Origin of the sequence: Singulisphaera acidiphila DSM 18658 (genome assembly GCF_000242455.2) — a bacterium.
Taxonomy (GTDB): domain Bacteria; phylum Planctomycetota; class Planctomycetia; order Isosphaerales; family Isosphaeraceae; genus Singulisphaera; species Singulisphaera acidiphila.
On the sequence record NC_019892.1, the window covers coordinates 5064728 to 5081797 of the forward strand.

The window sequence follows — 17070 nt, forward strand, 5'->3', positions numbered from 1 at the left end:
CGGGGCAAGGGGAGGGGAACGCCGGTGCAGTGCCCTCTCACGGGCCTGTCTTGATTGCAAGGTTCTCCCTCGGAGCCAAGGCGCGGGCCCCGTGGATCACCGCCACGTAATTGGACCCCGGCAGGCCGCGTCCCGACCCGTCAAGAAACACGCCGTTGGGGCTTTTCAGTCCAGCGGGGGGTGTGCCGGAGGCTGTCAGGCGGAAGTAAGCACGGGCATCGAGGCGGCGGGATGTCAGGGTCACCGTTTTCGCCGCGGGGTCGTAGACGGCAGAGGTGATCGGGATCGGCCGGGTGTGCAGTCTGGTGCGGCCTGCGGGACCCGATGGGACGAGCGTGTAGTTGCTCACGTCCTGGGCGTTTGCGGAGGACATTGCGGCACTGAAGGTCAGCACCAGCTTGGTCGGTTGGTTGCGGAGGCTGGACCGCACCAGGCTCACGACGGTCGGCCGGGCACCGACAACGCCGACGGCTTCGAACGCCCCGATGTCGGGGGCGTTCCCCTGGGGTCGAGGCACGTTGCGTTGATCGGTGTTCACGCCGTTGATGGTGACGCTGGAATCGATGGCGGGGCTGCCGGGCAGCAAAGCCTGTGTGAAGGTGGGGCCGCCGTTGTCGGCCAGGGGGGCGAGCATGGCGTCGGTACGGGTCTGGTCGGTGGGGTTGAGGCTGATGTCGGGGACGTCGAAAAAGATGTTATAGCCCAGAGAGTTGCCTGCGCCGCTGATGTCCATCGGGCCAATACTCGACTTGTTCCCGCTGACGATCGAGCTGAGAATGTTCATCGAACCGCTGTTGAAGATCCCGCCGCCTTCGCCGGAGCCTCGGTAGTCGGTGGTTGCGTTGCCGCTGATGGTCGAACTGATGATCGTCAGCGTGCCGCCGTTGTAAATCCCCCCGCCGGAGCCCATGGTCTTGTTTCCGCTGATGGTGGAGTTGGTGATCCCCATCAGGCCCCTGTTGTTGATGCCGCCGCCACTGCTCGTACCCATCGTGCCCGAGTCATTCCCGCTGATGGTGGAGCGGTGGATCGCCAGCGTGCTGCTTTGGCTGTTATAAATGCCGCCGCCAAAGAACGATGGCCCCCGGTTTCCGCTGATGGTGGAGTCGACGATGGTGAGGTAGCCGGAATCGACGTTGCTGATGCCGCCATACTCGCCGCGATTTCCGCTGACGGTGCAGTTGCTGACCACCAACTCGCCGCTGTTGTTGATCCCCCCGCCCGCCGTCAGAGAAGTTCCCCCCGTGATCGTGAGTCCCGACAGGATGACGTCGGCCCCCTGGACGACCTCGAAGGTCGAGAACGGGGTTGAGGTCCAGACGTTGCGGGCGACCGTCAAGTCCTTCGCCCCCGGCCCCTGGATATTGATGGTGGTCGACAAGTCCGGCAATGCCGTTTCCAGGGTGATCGTCCCTCGGACGTCCTGAGCAAAGAGGATGGTGTCGGCCGCGGTGTCGGCGTTGGCCTGGGTGATTGCCGCCCTCAGGGTGCCGGGGCCGTCATCCGCCAAGCTCGTGACGGTGATCGTCGCCGGCACCGCCCGTTCCTCCAGCCGCTCGAGGGTCCAAGCCCGGCGTCCGGTGCGGTTCCGGCGTGTGGGTGGAGAAACGGGAGAGAGCATGAGTGTCCCCTTTCTTGATCGGTAGGTTATTTGAGGAATGCTCAAATATACGCGATGGTCAGTCCCATGTCTCATCGAATTCGGAGATCGGATTGGGCGGAGCCGGGGAGGGGTGAGGGCGTAGCGGTGCCATTGATGCGTTGACGTCGGCAAAACAGCGCGATGTTGGAACGGCTCGGGCGGATGGCTGCCGCTGGTGGTGGGATGTGGCTTATTTGTGCATTATCTTGAGAGTGTTAGCGGATTTTATGGCGTTGTGAGCCGTTGTCGCCGGAGTGAGCGGGATCGTGGGGAATAATCGCGGTCGCGGTTGACCTGCTCGAACCAGGGGCGATCGGCATGCTGCCCTCGTCTCCGGCCTGGTGTATTACCTTGGGCCGTTCGGTGCCGACGCGGATGAGGGATGCCGGATACCCCGTTCCGTGAAGAATTGCGCAACGGGTCGCCGTACGCCGTCTTCCTTTTTTGGAAGCAAAAGAGACCGGTTCGGTTCCTGCCGATTGGTCGCCAGCGGCGCGGTCGATTGTCTTTGTGGATTTCACTTGAATGTTGGAATAAAGAATGTGATAGTCGCACGATTCTTGCGGAATTCAAATCTGATTAAAATGGCGAGGCGGCCCGGTCTCCGCCATGTTGTGGTCACGGCAGCCCATTTCGAAGGAGATAGATGATGCCTCGCGATGTCCTGTTGTCGGCAGAAGGACAGGAAGACCTCGAGCAACGAATCACGCAATCCAAAGGACGGGTCACGCATCGGTTTGCCGGTGGCCTGCTCATTGCGAGGTTTCCTGATTCCGCCAGGTTCCAAGGCCTGGAAGCCGGCCTTACCTCTAGGGAGTTTGTCGGGCACAAGCCGGCCAACGCGAAAGAGAAGGTCTTGAAGCTCGTTGCGAAGGCCTGGGCCGCCAACATCAACTCGGGACCTGACCTCGCGCCCACCGCGGAAGAAGGGGTCGCCTGGACGGATCAGAACTTTACCGCGCCGGCGTTCAACACAGGCGCATTCGAAGCCGAACTGAGTCCGCTTGCTCCTGCCAACAATGGGGCCGTGGCGTTGTCGACCGGAACTCCGACCAGCCGATACATGGTCGGCTCCATTGCCTTGGGGCTTGTCATCGTTTCCGGCGATAAGTCGGCTCTCGCCTTCACCGATGCGGAGAAGGAGAAGATCATCGAGCAAGTGCAGAGGGGGGCGAACTTCCTGGCCACCGCCGAACCCAGGGCCCAGGTCTCGTTCTCCTACGACATCCAGGATCTCCAGGTCACGACCGCCGAGGGGCCTTATCCCAATGCGAGCAACATTTACGAGCAATACGAGATGGGCTGGCGCGACGCGGCCTTGAGCAAGCTGGGGTATAGCCCCGGGCGTGTCGGCTATCGGGCTTATGCAAACGCCTTGATGGCCGATCAAGGGACGAAGTGGGGGTATGTGGCATTCTTCACGAAATACCAGTTACGTCACTTCGCCTACGCGGTCGATGAGAAGCTCGTGATGAACTACGCCAACGACAACTGGGGGCCCGACAACATCCACAGGGTTTTTGCGCACGAGTCCTGCCACATCTTCGGGGCGAGTGATGAGTATGGGAGCTGTGTCTGTGGAGAAATCGGCGGCGAGTTGAACGGCCCCAATAAGAACTGCGTGAATTGCCAAACGACCCAGGTCCCGTGCCTGATGAACGCCAATACCCTGCAATTTTGCAAGTGGACGAAAAAACAAATCGGTTGGGATGCCTCCCTCTTCCCGGCTCCCCCGGCGCCGGCTTCTGCAAAGAGCAAACCGGCAACGAAGCGGTCGAGGAGCCGGTGATTTTGAAAAAAAGGGGGGTCGACAGGGAACTTGGACTTGCTGCGTATTGATACGCGGGGCAAGGGTCAGCCAGGCGGTTCGAAGCCGGGGGCATCCCAGGGGAGCCCCTCTTCAGCCGGTTCCTCTCTGCCCCTTGCCCGCACCAGCGCCTTGGCGGCGAGCCGGGCCGAAGGGGGGAGTTCCTGGAGGAGTTTCGCGGGGATTGGCCCGCTGAACGCTTCAACCCCGGCCGGCAATCGTGCGATGTCTTCGGCGGTGAAACGCCCTTCGATCAGGTGCGGGGAAACTCGCGCGATCACGTTCCTGCCACGCAGGAGTTCGTCCGTCTCCCGGTACGCCTTCGGATCCGGAGCCACGATCAGAAAGTTTTGCATCGTTCCCCTCATTCGCTCGAAGACTCAGGCTGTCCGTCCCTCCCGCCCTATCCCGACCCCACCCGCTTGGTGTGTCGCCGTTCGTCCCCTTCTTCCCTCAATGATAGCAGGAACAGCAGGTTTCTGAAATCGTTCGCGAACGGGGGCCTCTCGCGAGATGATCCATCACTGCAATGCCACCGCAGTGGATCGCGAAGACCTCGGCCAATTCGCACCGTCGGGCGACGATCCCGTCCTTGCGATCATGCAGCCGCAAACGCTCCGCCGGATGAGCTTGGGAGCAACGGGGCTCATTGGGGCCGTGATGGGGAGGCCGATGGATTCGGGGCGAAACCGTCGGCCGGGAGGACCGGGGCGCGTTCGAATGACTCGGGGATCGTGCCGGTCAGGCTTCCGAGAAAGGTCACGAGGCTTTCGACCTCGGAGTCGGAGAGCTTGGCGTTGAGCTGGACCTGCGCCATGATCCCATATCTTCACCGGGCCGCCATGCTGGGTCGAGCGACGGCCCCTTGGGGGCTGCTACCCTACCGCCAAATTCGTGAAGCCATGCGCGTGTATTTGTAGTCCCGGTGGGGCGGCCGTTTTTAGCCAGGGGTGAAACCCTTGGAGAAGATTCGACATCCTTGGGTTTCGCGATTGATTTGGCGGAGGTCATCGCCGCGCCGACTTGCCGGTTACGGCGTTTCGTCCTTGAAGCTCGCAAGCATCGCCTCGAGTTCCTGGCGTCGTGGCACCAGCTCGGAGCGGACGGCGTATTGGTTGAGTCCGTAAATGCCGGCGAAAATCACCAGTTCCACGAGGACCAACCCCGCCATGATGAGAGCCGTCCACCAACCGCCCGCCCGCGCCTGCCAGGCGACCTGGGCGAAGAAGGCCAGGATTGCAAGAGCAGGGGGGAGCAGGTACCACCAGAGCAGATGACGGAGCAGCCAAATCTGATGCTCCACCTGCGCGATGGAACGCTCGACACGCTGACGAAGCGGTTCGCCCGGCTCAGGCGGCTGCCGTGGATGACGCATCCGGTCCACCAGCATGTACCCGGCAATCCAGACCAGCGCCGGCACCATCAAATACCATGTCCAGGGCAAAGAGAGCTTCATTCCCAGGTAAAACCACAAGGGTGTCATCAGAAGAGCGATGACCACTTCACGAAGGTCGCGACGGAAGATGATGGCGGTGAAAGACTGCTCGTTGCGTTGCACCTCTTTGAGGAGTCGTTCGGCATCGATCGTCAGGCGGGTTTGCGACGATTGCGTCTGCCAGACTTTTTGGAAGTCATCAAAATTCATAAGACTCCCCTTTCATGAGTTCGCCCAAAGCTTTTTTCGCTCGATTTAGCTTCACGCCCACGTTGCTTTCGGAGATGCCCAGCACCTCGGCCATCTGCCGGTAGCTCAAGTCGTCCAGGTAGAGCAGGACCAGGGCCGCCTCGGTTTTGGCCAGTTGGCGAATTGCGGCATAGAGTCGTTCGACCGCTTCGCGCTGAACCAGTTGCTGGGCGCTGTCCAACCCGGCGGAGACGGGCAGGTCTTCCACGACAAGAACCGGTTTTTGGCGTGCTCGTCGTCGGTGTTCCTTGCGGTGCCAGCCGAGCGCGGTGTTGATCGCCACGCGGTAGAACCAGGTGGATGCGCTGGCCCTCCCCTGGAACTGTGGCAAGGAGCACCAAACCTGGAGCAGGATTTCCTGGACCAAGTCCTGGCAGTCCTCGGTCGTGAGCGTGTAGGCGCGGGCCACCTTCAGGACGGCGCCGTTGTGCTCAACGAGCCAGCTCTTGAACAGGGACTCTAAATTTTCATCATCGACCAATTCGGAGCTCCTTTCCCCGAAGTATTGGTAGCCTGAAGCGCCCTTTATTTACAAGAATGATGCGCCGGCCCCACTGCTGGCGCAAGGGAGAGTGGACCCTCGGATTTGGGACCACCCGGCAAATGATCCTCGACGAGGTTTAAACCGAGGGCAACGCAGAGTCCGAATCCGCAAGAAGTATGCTTCCGCCTTCAATGCGGCCAAGCAGTCGAAGACGATTGCCGAGTTGACGATAAGCAATTCGAGGTCCACCCGGTCCAGATCGGCCGGTATCTCAACAAAGCATTTCGTAGGGTATTGAGGCATGGATACTGAAGCAGCGAAGGTGAAGGCAGCCCAGATTTTGGCGGACCTGGGAATGGCTTCCGTCCCGGGCGATTGGCGTGGCTGTGACGCCATCTGGCCAGCCCTTGAAGAAATGGCCAACGAGGGTTCTACGGTGTTGGTCAAGATCGACGGCGAGCGGGTGGGCGAGGACGATAATGGGCGGTACACCGTTGTCGTGTCCGGCGGCCCGCTCGGCGAAAATTACTTTCATATGGATGCTACAACCCTTGAAGAGGGTCTGGCGAAGGCGATCCCCCACTTTGCGCAGGCACGCTGGAAGTAATCGGACGTAGCCATTGGTCTTCAATGGAGAAACGGTTTTCGCCGGCTCGGACGAAGGCGATTGTGATGCCTGATCTTGGGTACGGTAGGTCATATCGTGGGCCGGTTCCGTGCGGGTCTATGGCTGGTGTGGTCACATCACCGCCATCTTCCCGGTTGGGTCGGCCTTCGTTGATTCAGGGATTCAACGCCCGTGAGGCGTCGGAGAGCCCTCGCCATGACGCGATTGCGGGACGAAGTCGAGGTCTGTGCTACAGCATTGGAAGTCGGCATATGAGATGTTGCTGATGTTGTTGCGTGGTCCGACGCTCAGATTCTCCGCGAAGATCCACCACTCGGGACGTTATGCGAGGTGTCGCTGGCGCACGATCGTTACCGGCAAGATGTCGTGCGCATGTTGCGAGAGTGCCCCGGGTAGCCGGACAAGTCCAACGTCTGCCGGCTCCTTGTCAGGCTGGCCAACAATCGACTGAAGGACGACATGGAGCGTGTCGATCAGCTTGCTTCGACGCTCTATTCAGATGGCCGTCGCCGACAAGATCGAGGATTCGCACTTGAGGGAGGTCGTATGGTAGGCATGGGATGCCCTCTATCTCGGAGCGATCCAGGAATCTCGGGAGCAGGTCGTCGGGCAGATGGTGGACGCACTTGATCGAGTCGCCACCAACGCAGCGATCACTTGGTCATGCGGGATCGGAGTTCGGTGAGTCGACTGGCCTCGACCTGCGGTGTCGCCCTGTCAAGGGACTCCACCTCCCGTCTCACGGCTGACCAATCCGTGGCCGCGCCTACCGACAGACATCGTCGGACAGCCGAATGCAGGAAGCCCCGGAAAATGCGGTCTCTTGGCACCACCCAGTGAATCGCGGTTGGAGATGCCGGCAATGGGTTTTTAGTGATTTATAGACATCATTGATTTTAGCCATTGCCGAATCGAGGCGGCTCTTTTTTTTGCAATCCAATCTCCGCTGTCCAAGGCCGTCATCCTCGCCGACGAAGTCGTCTTTGGAAAGACAATCGAGGCAGGTATACTCGAAAGGACGCGTGAGCGACGCGATGCCGAGAGTGGGTGACCACCGAGAAGCTGGCGGGAAGGAGTTTGTCGATGTCTGAGGAGTCTGTCGTCCGCGACCTCTTCGACCGATGGGAACAGGTGTGGCATGAGGGCCGGTACGACCTGGTCGCCGAATGCGTGGCGCAGGTCTATACCCGGCACGACGAATCGGGCACTCGGCGGGTGATGCCGGAGGAATACGCGGCGGAGATTGCCGCCGGCCAGCGGGAGCGGCCGAACACACGCTTCGTCGTGTACGACCATGGAATCGTCGGCGACCGCGCGTGGTTCCGTTTTACGCGGATGTGGACCGACCCGAGCACCGGCGAGACTCGCACTCAGGCGGGCATGCAACTCTACCGGGTCGAGGGAGGCAAACTCGCGGAGACCTGGCTCTCGCTGCACAAGCCGGGCTCGGCATGGCCCGACGCCACCGGGCAGGAGCACTGGACGAGCAAACGCGCATAAACCAGCGAGTGATCGGCGTAAGCCTCCGGGATTTCCAAAGGGGCGCTTGCGCCGGCACTGGCTTCGGTCGCTGCTTGGCCGACAGCCGATCATGGCTTCATCGTGACGGCCCATCCAAGGTCCTGACTTTGAGAGGAGCGTCGCCTCCTCCAGCGTCCGGGACAACACGCTGCACAAGGAGCGTTGAACTCCCCCGCTGCACTGCTTGACCCCCTTCGGTGATCGCACAACCCGGTCTTGCCGAGAGCCGAAGTCAGGCGACTGACTCCTGGCCATCACCCGGTCCCCCAGTCTGAGGAGCAGTGGCAGGCGGAGCGGCCTGGGCGTCATTGGCCGGTTCACGCCGCGACGCGAAATAGCAGGCAACCCAGCCACCGACGAACGCCCAGAGCAAGGCTTCCAGCGCCTCGCCGATCCGCATGTACTCGGGGATGTTCGGAGGCTGCACTCCGCCAAATCCGCCGCCTGTTTCCGCCGCTCCCACGATCCCGACGGGTACGCTTTGGAAACCGGCAGCGGGGCTGCCTTGAGGGACACGTTGGAGGACATCTGCAAGATAGGTGAAGAGATTCGGGGCCAGCAGATACGGCCCGACTCTCTCGCCAAGCCAAGGGGCGTAGATCAGGAGCAGGTAGCTCCAGCCGAGGGTTGCGAAACCCGACCAGTAGATCCGCCGCATGCCTCGCTCGAAAGCGACTCCGAGAAGCGAGCAGATCATCACGAAAAAGGTGATCGAGGTCATCGCCCCGGCCCACTGCGCAGAGCCGCTATGGATCGCGGCGAGCCCGACGGCGACGACCGCCACGACGAGGACGATATGGCCGATGGTGATCCGGGGGCGTTTCATGCGAGTTCCCTGGGGTTTTGGAGCCTGGAAAAGCCCGCCTCACCGCGTGCCGCCGAGATTCGGTAAGCCTTGCGATTATCCGCCCTGGCTAGCTGATGGGCAAGCATGTTCACCGGGGCATTTCGGGTGTCCCTCAACTCGGTCCGTCACACCCCTTGAATGCTCCAGCAGGTAGCCTCCACGTCTCGCCAGGTTCCCGGAAGAACATCTCTGCCGTGAACGCATCGGGCGACATGGCGAGCGCCCGCAGTTCTGAAGGCTTGTTGGATTGGTCCTCCTGGCCGCAAGCTCTCAGTCGAGTCACAGACAACACCTTGTCCTGGTCATCTGTCAAACCCGGAGGGCGTACCTACCGGGTGACCTGGGAGCGACGATTATCGGCTGATGTCACCTGGCATCTATTGGAGGATGACGCCGAGATCCAAGCCCGCCGTCCCATCCGGATCAAGGGAGGCGGAGTAGGTGACAGAATTATCTGCACCTACAAGGTACTGCTCCGAATAATTGGAGTAGGGGACCCACGAGTCCGATAATATTGCTCCAACGTTCACAGTGGCGAGGTGTCCGCCTTGAGGTTGGGCCTGAATATTCACGATCGATCCAGCCCATGAACTCATGTTGTTGGCAAATGCTGAAAAATACGCTGTGCGAGCAGTGGGAACGGCCGTGAAGCCGGAGATTAGGGACGCCATCTGCTGGTAGAGTTGCTTGTCCGTAGAATCAAGACCGAGACCAGAGTCAACATTGACCCAAGGGATCGGCGGAATCGCGTCGTTTGCCATCAGAAGGTTTGCCGCTGCAACCCCTCCAAGATCCTTCGTCGCCACCGGAATCGAGGCGCCCTCGAATTGCATTATCCTCGTGTTTCTGACGTTCTTGCGCGATCTGTGATGTTGTGCGTAATGGGTTCCAACAAGGGCCACGAGTAGAACCACCAAGAGAATCATCGCGAAACGATTCTTGAATCGCATAAGAGATCTCATTGATTGGGAAATCTTAAATGGTAAAGTAGTCTTGCTGGTCTTTGTTGTCGTGGCCTTGAAGGCTTTCAACGGCCACCTCTGGAGGTTTCCACCGCCATCAGGAATCAATAATGCCAGGGTTTGGTCCGTTGTCGAGAAAGGCTTAGAAGCGTCCCAGTTCTGGAATTGTGCTAGAGCTGACATGCTAGCGACGCAATAAGTTTTGGTGTTTTTTTATGCATCTGAATAAAGGGCTTCGGGGGTATTGAGGCATGGATACTGAAGCGGCGAAGGTGAAGGCAGCCCAGATTTTGGCGGACCTGGGAATGGCTTCCGTCCCGGGCGATTGGCGTGGCTGTGACGCCATCTGGCCAGCCCTTGAAGAAATGGCCAACGAGGGCTCTACGGTTCTGATCAAGATCGACGGCGAGCGGGTGGGTAAGGACGATAATGGGCGGTACACCGTTGCCGTGTCCGGCGGCCCGCTCGGCGAAAATTACTTTCGTATGGACACCATAAATCTCGAAGAGGGCCTGGCGAAGGCGATCCTCCACTTTGCACAGGCACGCTGGAAATAACCGGACGCAGGCATGCGTTTTGGATCATGTGAGATTTGTAAGTGAGAAAATGCTTGAAATAGAGTTGTATGCGGTGCGGCGAGCGTCCCGCACAAGCAGGGCAACCTGCTCCGTCTGGCTTCCACCCCCTCTGAGTTTGCGATTGCCAGGTCCAAGCCGTCCCTCAGCACCGGCATCGGAAGATGGAGTAAACCTCCACATCGACGACCTTGACAATGACCCGTGACACGGTGATCGTGCGGCAGGGCAAGGGGCGGAAGGACCGGGTGATCCTTATTTTCGTGAGGATGGGGGGGCCGATGGATCCGGGGTGAAACCGCCGGCCGGGAGGACCGGGGCGCGTTCGAATGACTCGGGGATCGTGCCGGTCAGGCTTCCGAGAAAGGTCACGAGGCTTTTGACCTCGGAGTCGGAGAGTTCGGCGTTGAGCTGGACCTGCGCCATGATCCGAACGGCGCTCGGCAAGGTACGGACTGCGCCGTCGTGGAAGTAGGGGGGAGTCATCGCGACGTTGCGCAGGCCGGGCACCTTGAATTTGTAGAGGTCGGCGGGGTCGTTGGTGACGTCGAATCGGCCTTTGTCGATGTTTTGGCTGCCGGTCGCCTTCCAGTAGTCGGAGATCAGGCCGAACTTGCGGAAGCTGAGGCCGCCGAGTCCTGGCCCTTTGTGGCAGTCGACACAGCCGGTGTCGAGGAACGTCCGGAGGCCGTCGCGTTCGGCCGGCGAGAGGGCGTCGGGCTTGCCTCGAAGGTAGTCGTCGAACCGGGAGGGCGCGATGAGCGTTCGCTCGTAAGCGCCGATGGCCTTGGCCCAGTTGTCTTCTGAGATGGGATTGGCCTCGCCGGGGAAGGCTGCCAGGAACAGGGGGGCGTAGCCGGGAATGGCCTTGATGCGGGCCATTGCGGTCGCGTAGTCCGGGTTGCCGAAGCCAGGCCCCAGCAAGGAGCGCTTCGCCTGCTCCTCGACGTTCGCGAACCGGCCGTCCCAGTGCTGCTTGAAGGCGAGCCCGGCGTTGAGCACCGTGGGGGCGTTGCGGGGGAGGGACTGGTCGTGCACGCCCAGCGACTTCGGCAGGGCGTCCGTGGCGTTGAGCGCGGGGAGATGGCACCTTGAGCAGCTCACGGCGCCATCGCTGGAAATGCGCGGGTCGAAGAAGAGTTTGCGGCCCAGTTGAACGCGTTCCGGACTGACCGGGAACTCCGGGGTTGCCATGTCCTTCGGGAGCGGCTCGAAGTGGCTCCGGGCCTCCTTCAAAAGGTCGGCGTCATCCCCCTCATCTCGCGCGATCGCCAGCGCGGAGCTTGCGACGAGGCCGACGGCGATCAGGCAAGCGACCCTGATGCGTCGGGTATCACCGAGAGGCAGTAGCGGTTTCATGGGGGCCTCAGCAGGCTTGGGCTCGGGTGAAGAGGGTGCGGCCTTGGGCCGCACCGCTTTGGGTTTGCCGGCTTCGCTCAATGTTCGGCTTGCGAGTGGGCCTCGACGAACCAGAGCCACTTGTCGATGCCGCGCGAGACTTCGGTGAACAGGTCGGCCGTGTCGAGGTCGCCGAATTCGTTGGCCTCGTCGATCGCCTTCCGCGCGGACTTGCCGAAGGCGGCCAGGGCCGATGAGAGGGCCTCGACGTGGCTCCGTCCGTCGATCGCGGTGGCTGGGTATTCGGTCAGGGTCGAACGCTGGGCCACGATCCGCGCGGTCCCCTCGGCCACGCCTCCGAGCTGGACCGCCCGCTCGGCGATCTCGTCCACGTAGTCTTCGACGGCCGAGTTGATCTCGTCGAACAGCTCGTGGAGGGCGATGAAGCTCGGCCCCTTGACATTCCAGTGGGCCTGCTTGGTTTGCGTTTGCAGGTCGATGCTGTCGGCCAGTCGTTCGTTGAGCAGCTTGATCGCCTTGATGCGGATTGTCTCGGCCAGATCATTCTTCGTCTTGAACATCACGGGCCTCCAGGGTGTCTTCTTTTTGGAATGGTGAACCGACCTGATCCGGGGCGTTGACTTCCCCTTTTATGTTTTGGGGGAGGCAATCGCCAAAAGAGGTCCGGAGGCGGCCGGTTGCCCTCAATCCGTTTCGCGGGGACTGTCGGGAAAACCCTTCATTCGGATTGCCGAAAGTCTTTGCGAAGGGGGGAGACCTTGAGGGGCATTAACCAGCATGCCAGCGTTTCGTGCACATTGCCAGCTTCCGACCTGACGCATCGACCCTCGGCCTTTTTGTCGTATGATTCACATGCAAGAGGAGAACGACGTTGGACTCGCGTGTGGCTCATCAAGGTTGGGACGTGCCGAGGCTTGCGCCCTTCTGGCTTGGGAGCGGGCCTTTGACGGAGGAGTGATGGAGGACTTGCCGAGGCAGGATTTGACCCTGATCCTGGGCCGGGCCCGGGCCGGGGACGAGCAGGCCAGGGATGAACTGATCGCCTTGATCTACGACGAGTTGCGCCAGGTGGCTTCGCGGCTGATGCGGCGGGAGCGGACCGACCACACCCTTTCGCCCACTGCGGTGGTCCACGAGGCGGTCATCCGCCTGCTGGGCGACGCCGTCTTCGACCGGGCGGCGGATCGGAGCTTTTTGTTCGCCTCGGCTGCCAGGGCGATGCGGGAGGTCCTCATCGACCACGCGCGGCGAAGGGCCGCCGACCGGCGGGGCGGGGGGCGGCAGCGGATCCCCCTCGACCTGGTCCTGGACTACTTCGACGAGCAAGGGCTGGATGTCGTCGCGGTCCACGAGGCCCTCGACCGCCTTTCCGCCTGGAACGAGCGCCAGGGGCAGGTCATGACCTTGCGCTACTTCGGCGGCCTGACCGTCCCCGAGGTCGCCGCGGCGCTCGATGTCTCGGTTGTCACCGTGGAGCGCGACTGGCGCCTGGCGCGGGCCTGGCTCGGCGGTCAACTCCGGGAGGGGGATCTGTGACTCCGGAACGCTGGCGTCAGATCGACGACCTGTTCGATGCCGCGCTCCGGCTCGACCCCGCCGCCCGCGCCCCCTGGCTCCGCGAGGCTTGCGGCGACGACGAAGAGCTGCGAACCGAGGTCAGCCGGCTCCTCGCTGCCGATGCCCGGGCCGAGCGGGACGGGTTCCTGACCCTGCACGAACCCGAGCCGCCGATCAAAGCCGAGGTCCCGGCTCCCGACCACCGGCCTCGGCCGGTCGACGAGGCCGGCGGATTCACGCCGAAGACGGCGATCTGGGCGAGGACGGGGCCGCAGCCATCGCTGGAGACCCGATCGCTGGCGCAGCAGCGGTTGCGGGAGATGACGATCATCTACCTCCTCATTGCCGGGATGATGATCTTCTGGAAGTACGCCGTCGTGAGGGATCCGGACTGGACTCAGGCGATCCCTTACCTCGTCGTCATCACGGTCCTCGGGGCGGTCGCGTTCCGGCTCTCGGGTCCGAAGCCGCTTTCCCCCTCGTTGCTCAAGGCGATGGAGCTGGGGGTCATCGGGATGGTCGCGGCCGTCTTCGCAATCGCGCAGTACCAGACCATGCTCGACTTCTCGCTGCGCGGGCAACCGATGCGGGCGCAGCTCGTCATGAAGAATCGGGTGCTGATTACCGCGGTCCTGATCCTCTCTTACGGGATCTACGTCCCGCTGAGCTGGTCGCGTGCGGCCATGGTCGTCGGGCCTCTCGCGCTCTTGCCGTTTGCGACCTTGCTGACGCTCTATCTCCGCCATCCCAGGACGATGGGGTGGCTGGAGCGGATGGGCCTGGAGGAGGGGACGACTCCGCTGGCGCTCTTCGGCTTCGATGTCATGCTGCTGCTGATCCTGGCTGCCGGTTCCGCCTCCGGGGCCCACCTGATCTCCCGGCTGCAACGGCAGGTCAAGGAGGCGAGGCAGCTCGGCCAGTACCGCCTCGGGCGGCGGCTGGGGGCCGGCGGGATGGGGGAAGTGTACCTGGCCGAGCACCAGTTCCTGAAACGCCCTTGCGCCTTGAAGCTGATCCGGTCCGGCGTCGAGTCCAGCCCGAAGGCCCTGGAGCGATTCGAGCGCGAGGTCCGACTCACCGCCACCCTCTCGCACCCGAACATCGTCGAGATCTATGACTACGGCCGGACCGAGGACGGCACCTACTATTACGTCATGGAATACCTGCCGGGCCTGAGCCTGGCGGAGCTGGTCGAGCACCACGGCCCCTTGCCGCCGGCCCGGGTCGTCTATCTTTTACGGCAGGTGGCGCACGCCTTGCGAGAGGCCCACACCCTGGGCCTGATCCACCGCGACATCAAGCCGTCGAACATCTTCGCCGCGCGCCGGGGCGGGAGCAGCGACGTGGCCAAGCTGCTCGACTTCGGCCTGGTCCGGTCGGCCGCGACGGTCAACGCCCCCCACCTGAGCGAAGAGGGCCAAATCCTCGGCACCCCGCTCTTCATGTCGCCCGAGCAGGCGACGGGGGGCCGGGAGCTGGACGAGCGGAGCGACATCTATTCGCTGGGAGTCGTGGCCTACTTCCTGCTGACCGGCCGCCCGCCGTTCGACGAAGGGGGAGGAATTGGCGTCCTGATCGCCCACGCCCGCGACCCGGTCGTCCCCCCGTCGCAGCTCCGTGCCGGCATCCCCGAAGACCTCGAGCGCATCGTCCTGCGCTGCCTGGCCAAGCCACCCGCCGACCGGTTCCCCAACGCCGAGAGCCTCGAACTCGCCCTGGCCGCGTGCTCCTGCTCGGGCGATTGGGACCAGGCCCGCGCCTCCCTGTGGTGGCAAGCCGCCGATCGCGCGCCGAGGTCCGCCCCCTGACCAGCGGTCAAGATTGTCGATTGAATTTGTGTTGATTTATTTGATGGTTCGCCTGCCTTTTGTAGCCCCGGAGGGGCGACCGTTAATAGCCAGGGGTTTCACCCTTATCCTTACCAAGAACATTCGTACAGAATCCAGAGTTTCCCCCTGCTTTTTTCGGGCAATCTGGCATAGTCAATGCTTCTCTTGACCCACCCGTCGGTCTGACGGCCCGGGGCAAGGTACCCTGGCTTGCTCGGATGCTCATCATGAGTCCCACACTGACCGACCCTGAGGCTTGGGCCCAAGCCAATTTCGCCGGTGCCGATCTGGGCGACAAACGCCGAGAAACGCGGCTGATCCGACTCGCCACGCAAATCGCCGTGGATTCCTCGGCCAGTCTTCCGAAAGCGACGGGCAATTGGGACGACCTCAGGGCCGCTTATCGCCTGCTCGACTCCTCGGCCGTCAACTTCCGGGCGATTGCCGAGCCGCATTGGCGTTCGATCCGGGAAACCAGCCCCGAGATGGCCCTGATCCTTGACGACACCACCGAGATTGATTTCGGATGCACCCGACAGATTCAAGGCGTGGGGCCCGTTGGTACGGGCACGGGTCAGGGCTTCTTGCTCCACTCCGGATTGATGGTCTCCCACAAGGACGAGGTCGTCTACGGCCTCGCAGGCCAAATTCTCTTTCATCGCAAACCGGTTCCCAAGGGGGAGAGTCGGACGCAACGCCGCAAACGCGATCGCGAGTCGGAGGTCTGGGGAAAACTCATCGAACTGATCGGTTCCCCGCTCCAAAACACACGCTGGGTTCACGTCATGGACCGTGGATCCGACGATTTCGAGGTCTATTGCCGCGCCCAGCGTCAGGGCGTCGATTGGGTCGGACGGGTCAAGAGCCTGCACCGACGCGTCCAGGGTGCCGATGGTCTCGAACGCCCGTTGCAGGAGGAACTCGAATCGGTACCGCAAGCGGGTTGCTTCACGCTCAAGCTGCGGTCTCGTCCCGGATTGCCGGCGCGAACCGCCAAGCTCACCGTCACGTTCGTGCGGGCGACGATGCTCGTACCGCGGCAGCCCGCGGACTCGCTGAAGGGTCTCGATCCGCAACCGATCGCGCAATACGTGGTGTGTGTGCGTGAGGTCGATCCGCCCGCCTCGGTCAAAGAACCGATCGAATGGGTGCTGTACACTTCTCTGGAAGTGGCCTGCCTTGAGGATGCGTTGCGGATCATTTCCTATTATGAAAAGAGATGGCTGATCGAAGAATGGCACAAAGCGTTGAAATCGGGTTGCAGTGCAGCCGATCATCAACTCAAGGCGAGCCATCGGCTGGAGGCGCTGACGGGTCTGCTGTCAGTGGTGGCGGTACGGCTCTTGCAGTTGAAAGGGATCGCCCGATCGGAACCGGAACGGCCGGCGATCGAAGCCGCCCCGCCAAAATATGTGGCCGTGCTCCGCGCGTTTCGGCGAACGACTGAGGCGTTGCCATGGGGAACGTATCAGTTTTTTCGGGAGTTGGCGAAACTCGGGGGATTCCTGGGACGGAAGGGGGACGGTGAGCCGGGATGGCAAACGATCTGGAGGGGATGGATGAAGCTCCAAGCGATGGTTCAGGGGGCTGAGCTGGACCTTCGCTTGGAGTAGCATTACTGCGCAAACGTTCTTGGTAAGGACAAGGGTGAAACCCCTGGGGGATAATCGGCCTATTTGTGTTCTGTAGCCCCGGAGGGGCGACCGTCAGCGTTCGCCTCACGCGTGTGACGGTCGCCCCTCCAGGCTACAAGAGTGCCCCTGCTTGGGCGATTGGGACCAGGCCCGCGCCTCCCTAAGGATTGGCCCCCAATGCTCCCGGGGAAACGTGGAATCTCATTGACTCGGAAATTCACGATGAGGTAGGGTCGATGGCTGATGCAGAAGCTTGCGATGCTCTCCCGGTGGGAAACCTTTTCTTCTCCGCAACCCAATCGTTTCGGATTCTCGATTCTACTCCTTGCTCTCCTGTCCCCATCGAGATGCCTCTTGGTGAGTGGACGATCATGAAGAGGAAGAAGAACGCTCCATAATGGCCGCATGAATAATAGGTGAATCAAATTATGAAGATAAATAAAATTGCCGTTGTCTGGGCATTTGTGATGCTCTTGGCATGTGGTTATTTGGCGGCCTCCGCCCCGAGCAAGGGCCCGATAAAGAAGCGCAAACTCGCGCC

General features: G+C 61.8%; 16 protein-coding genes. 7 read left to right on the forward strand and 9 right to left on the reverse strand.

Annotated elements, in window-relative coordinates; genetic code table 11:
* Positions 1–37: 37 nt before the first annotated feature.
* Entirely contained in the window at positions 38–1621 is a 1584-nt protein-coding gene (locus SINAC_RS19855; RefSeq protein ID WP_015247388.1) for a right-handed parallel beta-helix repeat-containing protein, read from the reverse strand.
* 667 nt (positions 1622–2288) lie between these two features.
* On the opposite strand from SINAC_RS19855, the gene SINAC_RS38070 reads away from it, so the two are divergent.
* Positions 2289–3431 carry a hypothetical protein gene (locus SINAC_RS38070; protein ID WP_154673586.1) on the forward strand — a complete coding sequence of 381 codons (1143 nt, stop codon included), beginning with the start codon at positions 2289–2291 and terminating at the stop codon, positions 3429–3431.
* Between the two features lie 65 nt (positions 3432–3496).
* Here SINAC_RS38070 and SINAC_RS19865 read toward each other — a convergent pair whose 3' ends face one another.
* From SINAC_RS19865 to SINAC_RS19875, 4 genes are all read right to left on the reverse strand, one after another.
* Positions 3497–3805: a hypothetical protein gene (locus tag SINAC_RS19865; RefSeq protein WP_015247390.1), complete on the reverse strand. Its 309-nt coding sequence runs from the start codon at positions 3803–3805 to the stop codon at positions 3497–3499.
* Between the two features lie 290 nt (positions 3806–4095).
* The gene (locus SINAC_RS39990) at positions 4096–4266 is read right to left on the reverse strand and encodes a hypothetical protein (RefSeq protein WP_020465476.1); all 171 of its coding nucleotides are present in this window, start codon (positions 4264–4266) and stop codon (positions 4096–4098) included.
* A gap of 213 nt (positions 4267–4479) precedes the next feature.
* Complete coding sequence (locus tag SINAC_RS19870; RefSeq protein WP_015247391.1) at positions 4480–5094, reverse strand: hypothetical protein; 615 nt, start codon at positions 5092–5094, stop codon at positions 4480–4482.
* Positions 5084–5614: an RNA polymerase sigma factor gene (locus tag SINAC_RS19875; protein WP_015247392.1), complete on the reverse strand. Its 531-nt coding sequence runs from the start codon at positions 5612–5614 to the stop codon at positions 5084–5086. Before SINAC_RS19875 ends, SINAC_RS19870 begins: the two co-directional genes overlap by 11 nt.
* A gap of 304 nt (positions 5615–5918) precedes the next feature.
* Here SINAC_RS19875 and SINAC_RS19880 point away from each other — a divergent pair, with 304 nt between their 5' ends.
* Positions 5919–6224 (forward strand): hypothetical protein, encoded by a 306-nt coding sequence (locus SINAC_RS19880; protein WP_015247393.1) that lies wholly within the window; start codon positions 5919–5921, stop codon positions 6222–6224.
* A 1104-nt stretch (positions 6225–7328) separates the two neighbouring features.
* Complete coding sequence (locus SINAC_RS19885; RefSeq protein ID WP_015247394.1) at positions 7329–7745, forward strand: nuclear transport factor 2 family protein; 417 nt, start codon at positions 7329–7331, stop codon at positions 7743–7745.
* Positions 7746–7998: 253 nt separating this feature from the next.
* Here the strand turns inward: SINAC_RS19885 and SINAC_RS19890 are convergent, their stop codons facing one another.
* Together SINAC_RS19890 and SINAC_RS19895 are read right to left on the reverse strand one after the other, a co-directional pair.
* Complete coding sequence (locus SINAC_RS19890) at positions 7999–8592, reverse strand: hypothetical protein (protein WP_015247395.1); 594 nt, start codon at positions 8590–8592, stop codon at positions 7999–8001.
* A 398-nt stretch (positions 8593–8990) separates the two neighbouring features.
* Complete coding sequence (locus SINAC_RS19895) at positions 8991–9758, reverse strand: hypothetical protein (RefSeq protein WP_237722418.1); 768 nt, start codon at positions 9756–9758, stop codon at positions 8991–8993.
* 68 nt (positions 9759–9826) lie between these two features.
* On the opposite strand from SINAC_RS19895, the gene SINAC_RS19900 reads away from it, so the two are divergent.
* Positions 9827–10132 (forward strand): hypothetical protein, encoded by a 306-nt coding sequence (locus SINAC_RS19900; protein WP_015247397.1) that lies wholly within the window; start codon positions 9827–9829, stop codon positions 10130–10132.
* Positions 10133–10405: 273 nt separating this feature from the next.
* Here the strand turns inward: SINAC_RS19900 and SINAC_RS19905 are convergent, their stop codons facing one another.
* The gene (locus tag SINAC_RS19905; protein WP_015247398.1) at positions 10406–11509 is read right to left on the reverse strand and encodes a cytochrome-c peroxidase; all 1104 of its coding nucleotides are present in this window, start codon (positions 11507–11509) and stop codon (positions 10406–10408) included.
* Between the two features lie 77 nt (positions 11510–11586).
* Complete coding sequence (gene dps / locus SINAC_RS19910) at positions 11587–12069, reverse strand: DNA starvation/stationary phase protection protein Dps (RefSeq protein WP_015247399.1); 483 nt, start codon at positions 12067–12069, stop codon at positions 11587–11589.
* A gap of 397 nt (positions 12070–12466) precedes the next feature.
* On the opposite strand from dps, the gene SINAC_RS19915 reads away from it, so the two are divergent.
* The 3 genes from SINAC_RS19915 (at position 12467) to SINAC_RS19925 (ending at position 16508) form a co-directional block, all read left to right on the forward strand.
* Positions 12467–13045, forward strand: coding sequence for an ECF-type sigma factor (locus SINAC_RS19915; protein ID WP_015247400.1), 579 nt, complete (start codon positions 12467–12469; stop codon positions 13043–13045).
* Positions 13042–14874 carry a serine/threonine-protein kinase gene (locus tag SINAC_RS19920; protein ID WP_015247401.1) on the forward strand — a complete coding sequence of 611 codons (1833 nt, stop codon included), beginning with the start codon at positions 13042–13044 and terminating at the stop codon, positions 14872–14874. Before SINAC_RS19915 ends, SINAC_RS19920 begins: the two co-directional genes overlap by 4 nt.
* A 248-nt stretch (positions 14875–15122) precedes the next feature.
* Positions 15123–16508 (forward strand): IS4 family transposase, encoded by a 1386-nt coding sequence (locus SINAC_RS19925; RefSeq protein ID WP_015247402.1) that lies wholly within the window; start codon positions 15123–15125, stop codon positions 16506–16508.
* The last annotated feature ends 562 nt before the right edge of the window (positions 16509–17070 follow it).

Excerpts from the sequence above, each read along its gene's own strand:
- SINAC_RS19855 (WP_015247388.1), bottom strand. The coding sequence starts at position 1,621 with ATGCTCTCTCCCGTTTCTCCACCCACACGCCGGAACCGCACCGGACGC.
- SINAC_RS38070 (WP_154673586.1), top strand. The coding sequence starts at position 2,289 with ATGATGCCTCGCGATGTCCTGTTGTCGGCAGAAGGACAGGAAGACCTC.
- SINAC_RS19865 (WP_015247390.1), bottom strand. The coding sequence starts at position 3,805 with ATGCAAAACTTTCTGATCGTGGCTCCGGATCCGAAGGCGTACCGGGAG.
- SINAC_RS39990 (WP_020465476.1), bottom strand. The coding sequence starts at position 4,266 with ATGGCGCAGGTCCAGCTCAACGCCAAGCTCTCCGACTCCGAGGTCGAA.
- SINAC_RS19870 (WP_015247391.1), bottom strand. The coding sequence starts at position 5,094 with ATGAATTTTGATGACTTCCAAAAAGTCTGGCAGACGCAATCGTCGCAA.
- SINAC_RS19880 (WP_015247393.1), top strand. The coding sequence starts at position 5,919 with ATGGATACTGAAGCAGCGAAGGTGAAGGCAGCCCAGATTTTGGCGGAC.
- SINAC_RS19885 (WP_015247394.1), top strand. The coding sequence starts at position 7,329 with ATGTCTGAGGAGTCTGTCGTCCGCGACCTCTTCGACCGATGGGAACAG.
- SINAC_RS19890 (WP_015247395.1), bottom strand. The coding sequence starts at position 8,592 with ATGAAACGCCCCCGGATCACCATCGGCCATATCGTCCTCGTCGTGGCG.
- SINAC_RS19895 (WP_237722418.1), bottom strand. The coding sequence starts at position 9,758 with ATGTCAGCTCTAGCACAATTCCAGAACTGGGACGCTTCTAAGCCTTTC.
- SINAC_RS19900 (WP_015247397.1), top strand. The coding sequence starts at position 9,827 with ATGGATACTGAAGCGGCGAAGGTGAAGGCAGCCCAGATTTTGGCGGAC.
- SINAC_RS19905 (WP_015247398.1), bottom strand. The coding sequence starts at position 11,509 with ATGAAACCGCTACTGCCTCTCGGTGATACCCGACGCATCAGGGTCGCT.
- dps (WP_015247399.1), bottom strand. The coding sequence starts at position 12,069 with ATGTTCAAGACGAAGAATGATCTGGCCGAGACAATCCGCATCAAGGCG.
- SINAC_RS19915 (WP_015247400.1), top strand. The coding sequence starts at position 12,467 with ATGGAGGACTTGCCGAGGCAGGATTTGACCCTGATCCTGGGCCGGGCC.
- SINAC_RS19925 (WP_015247402.1), top strand. The coding sequence starts at position 15,123 with ATGAGTCCCACACTGACCGACCCTGAGGCTTGGGCCCAAGCCAATTTC.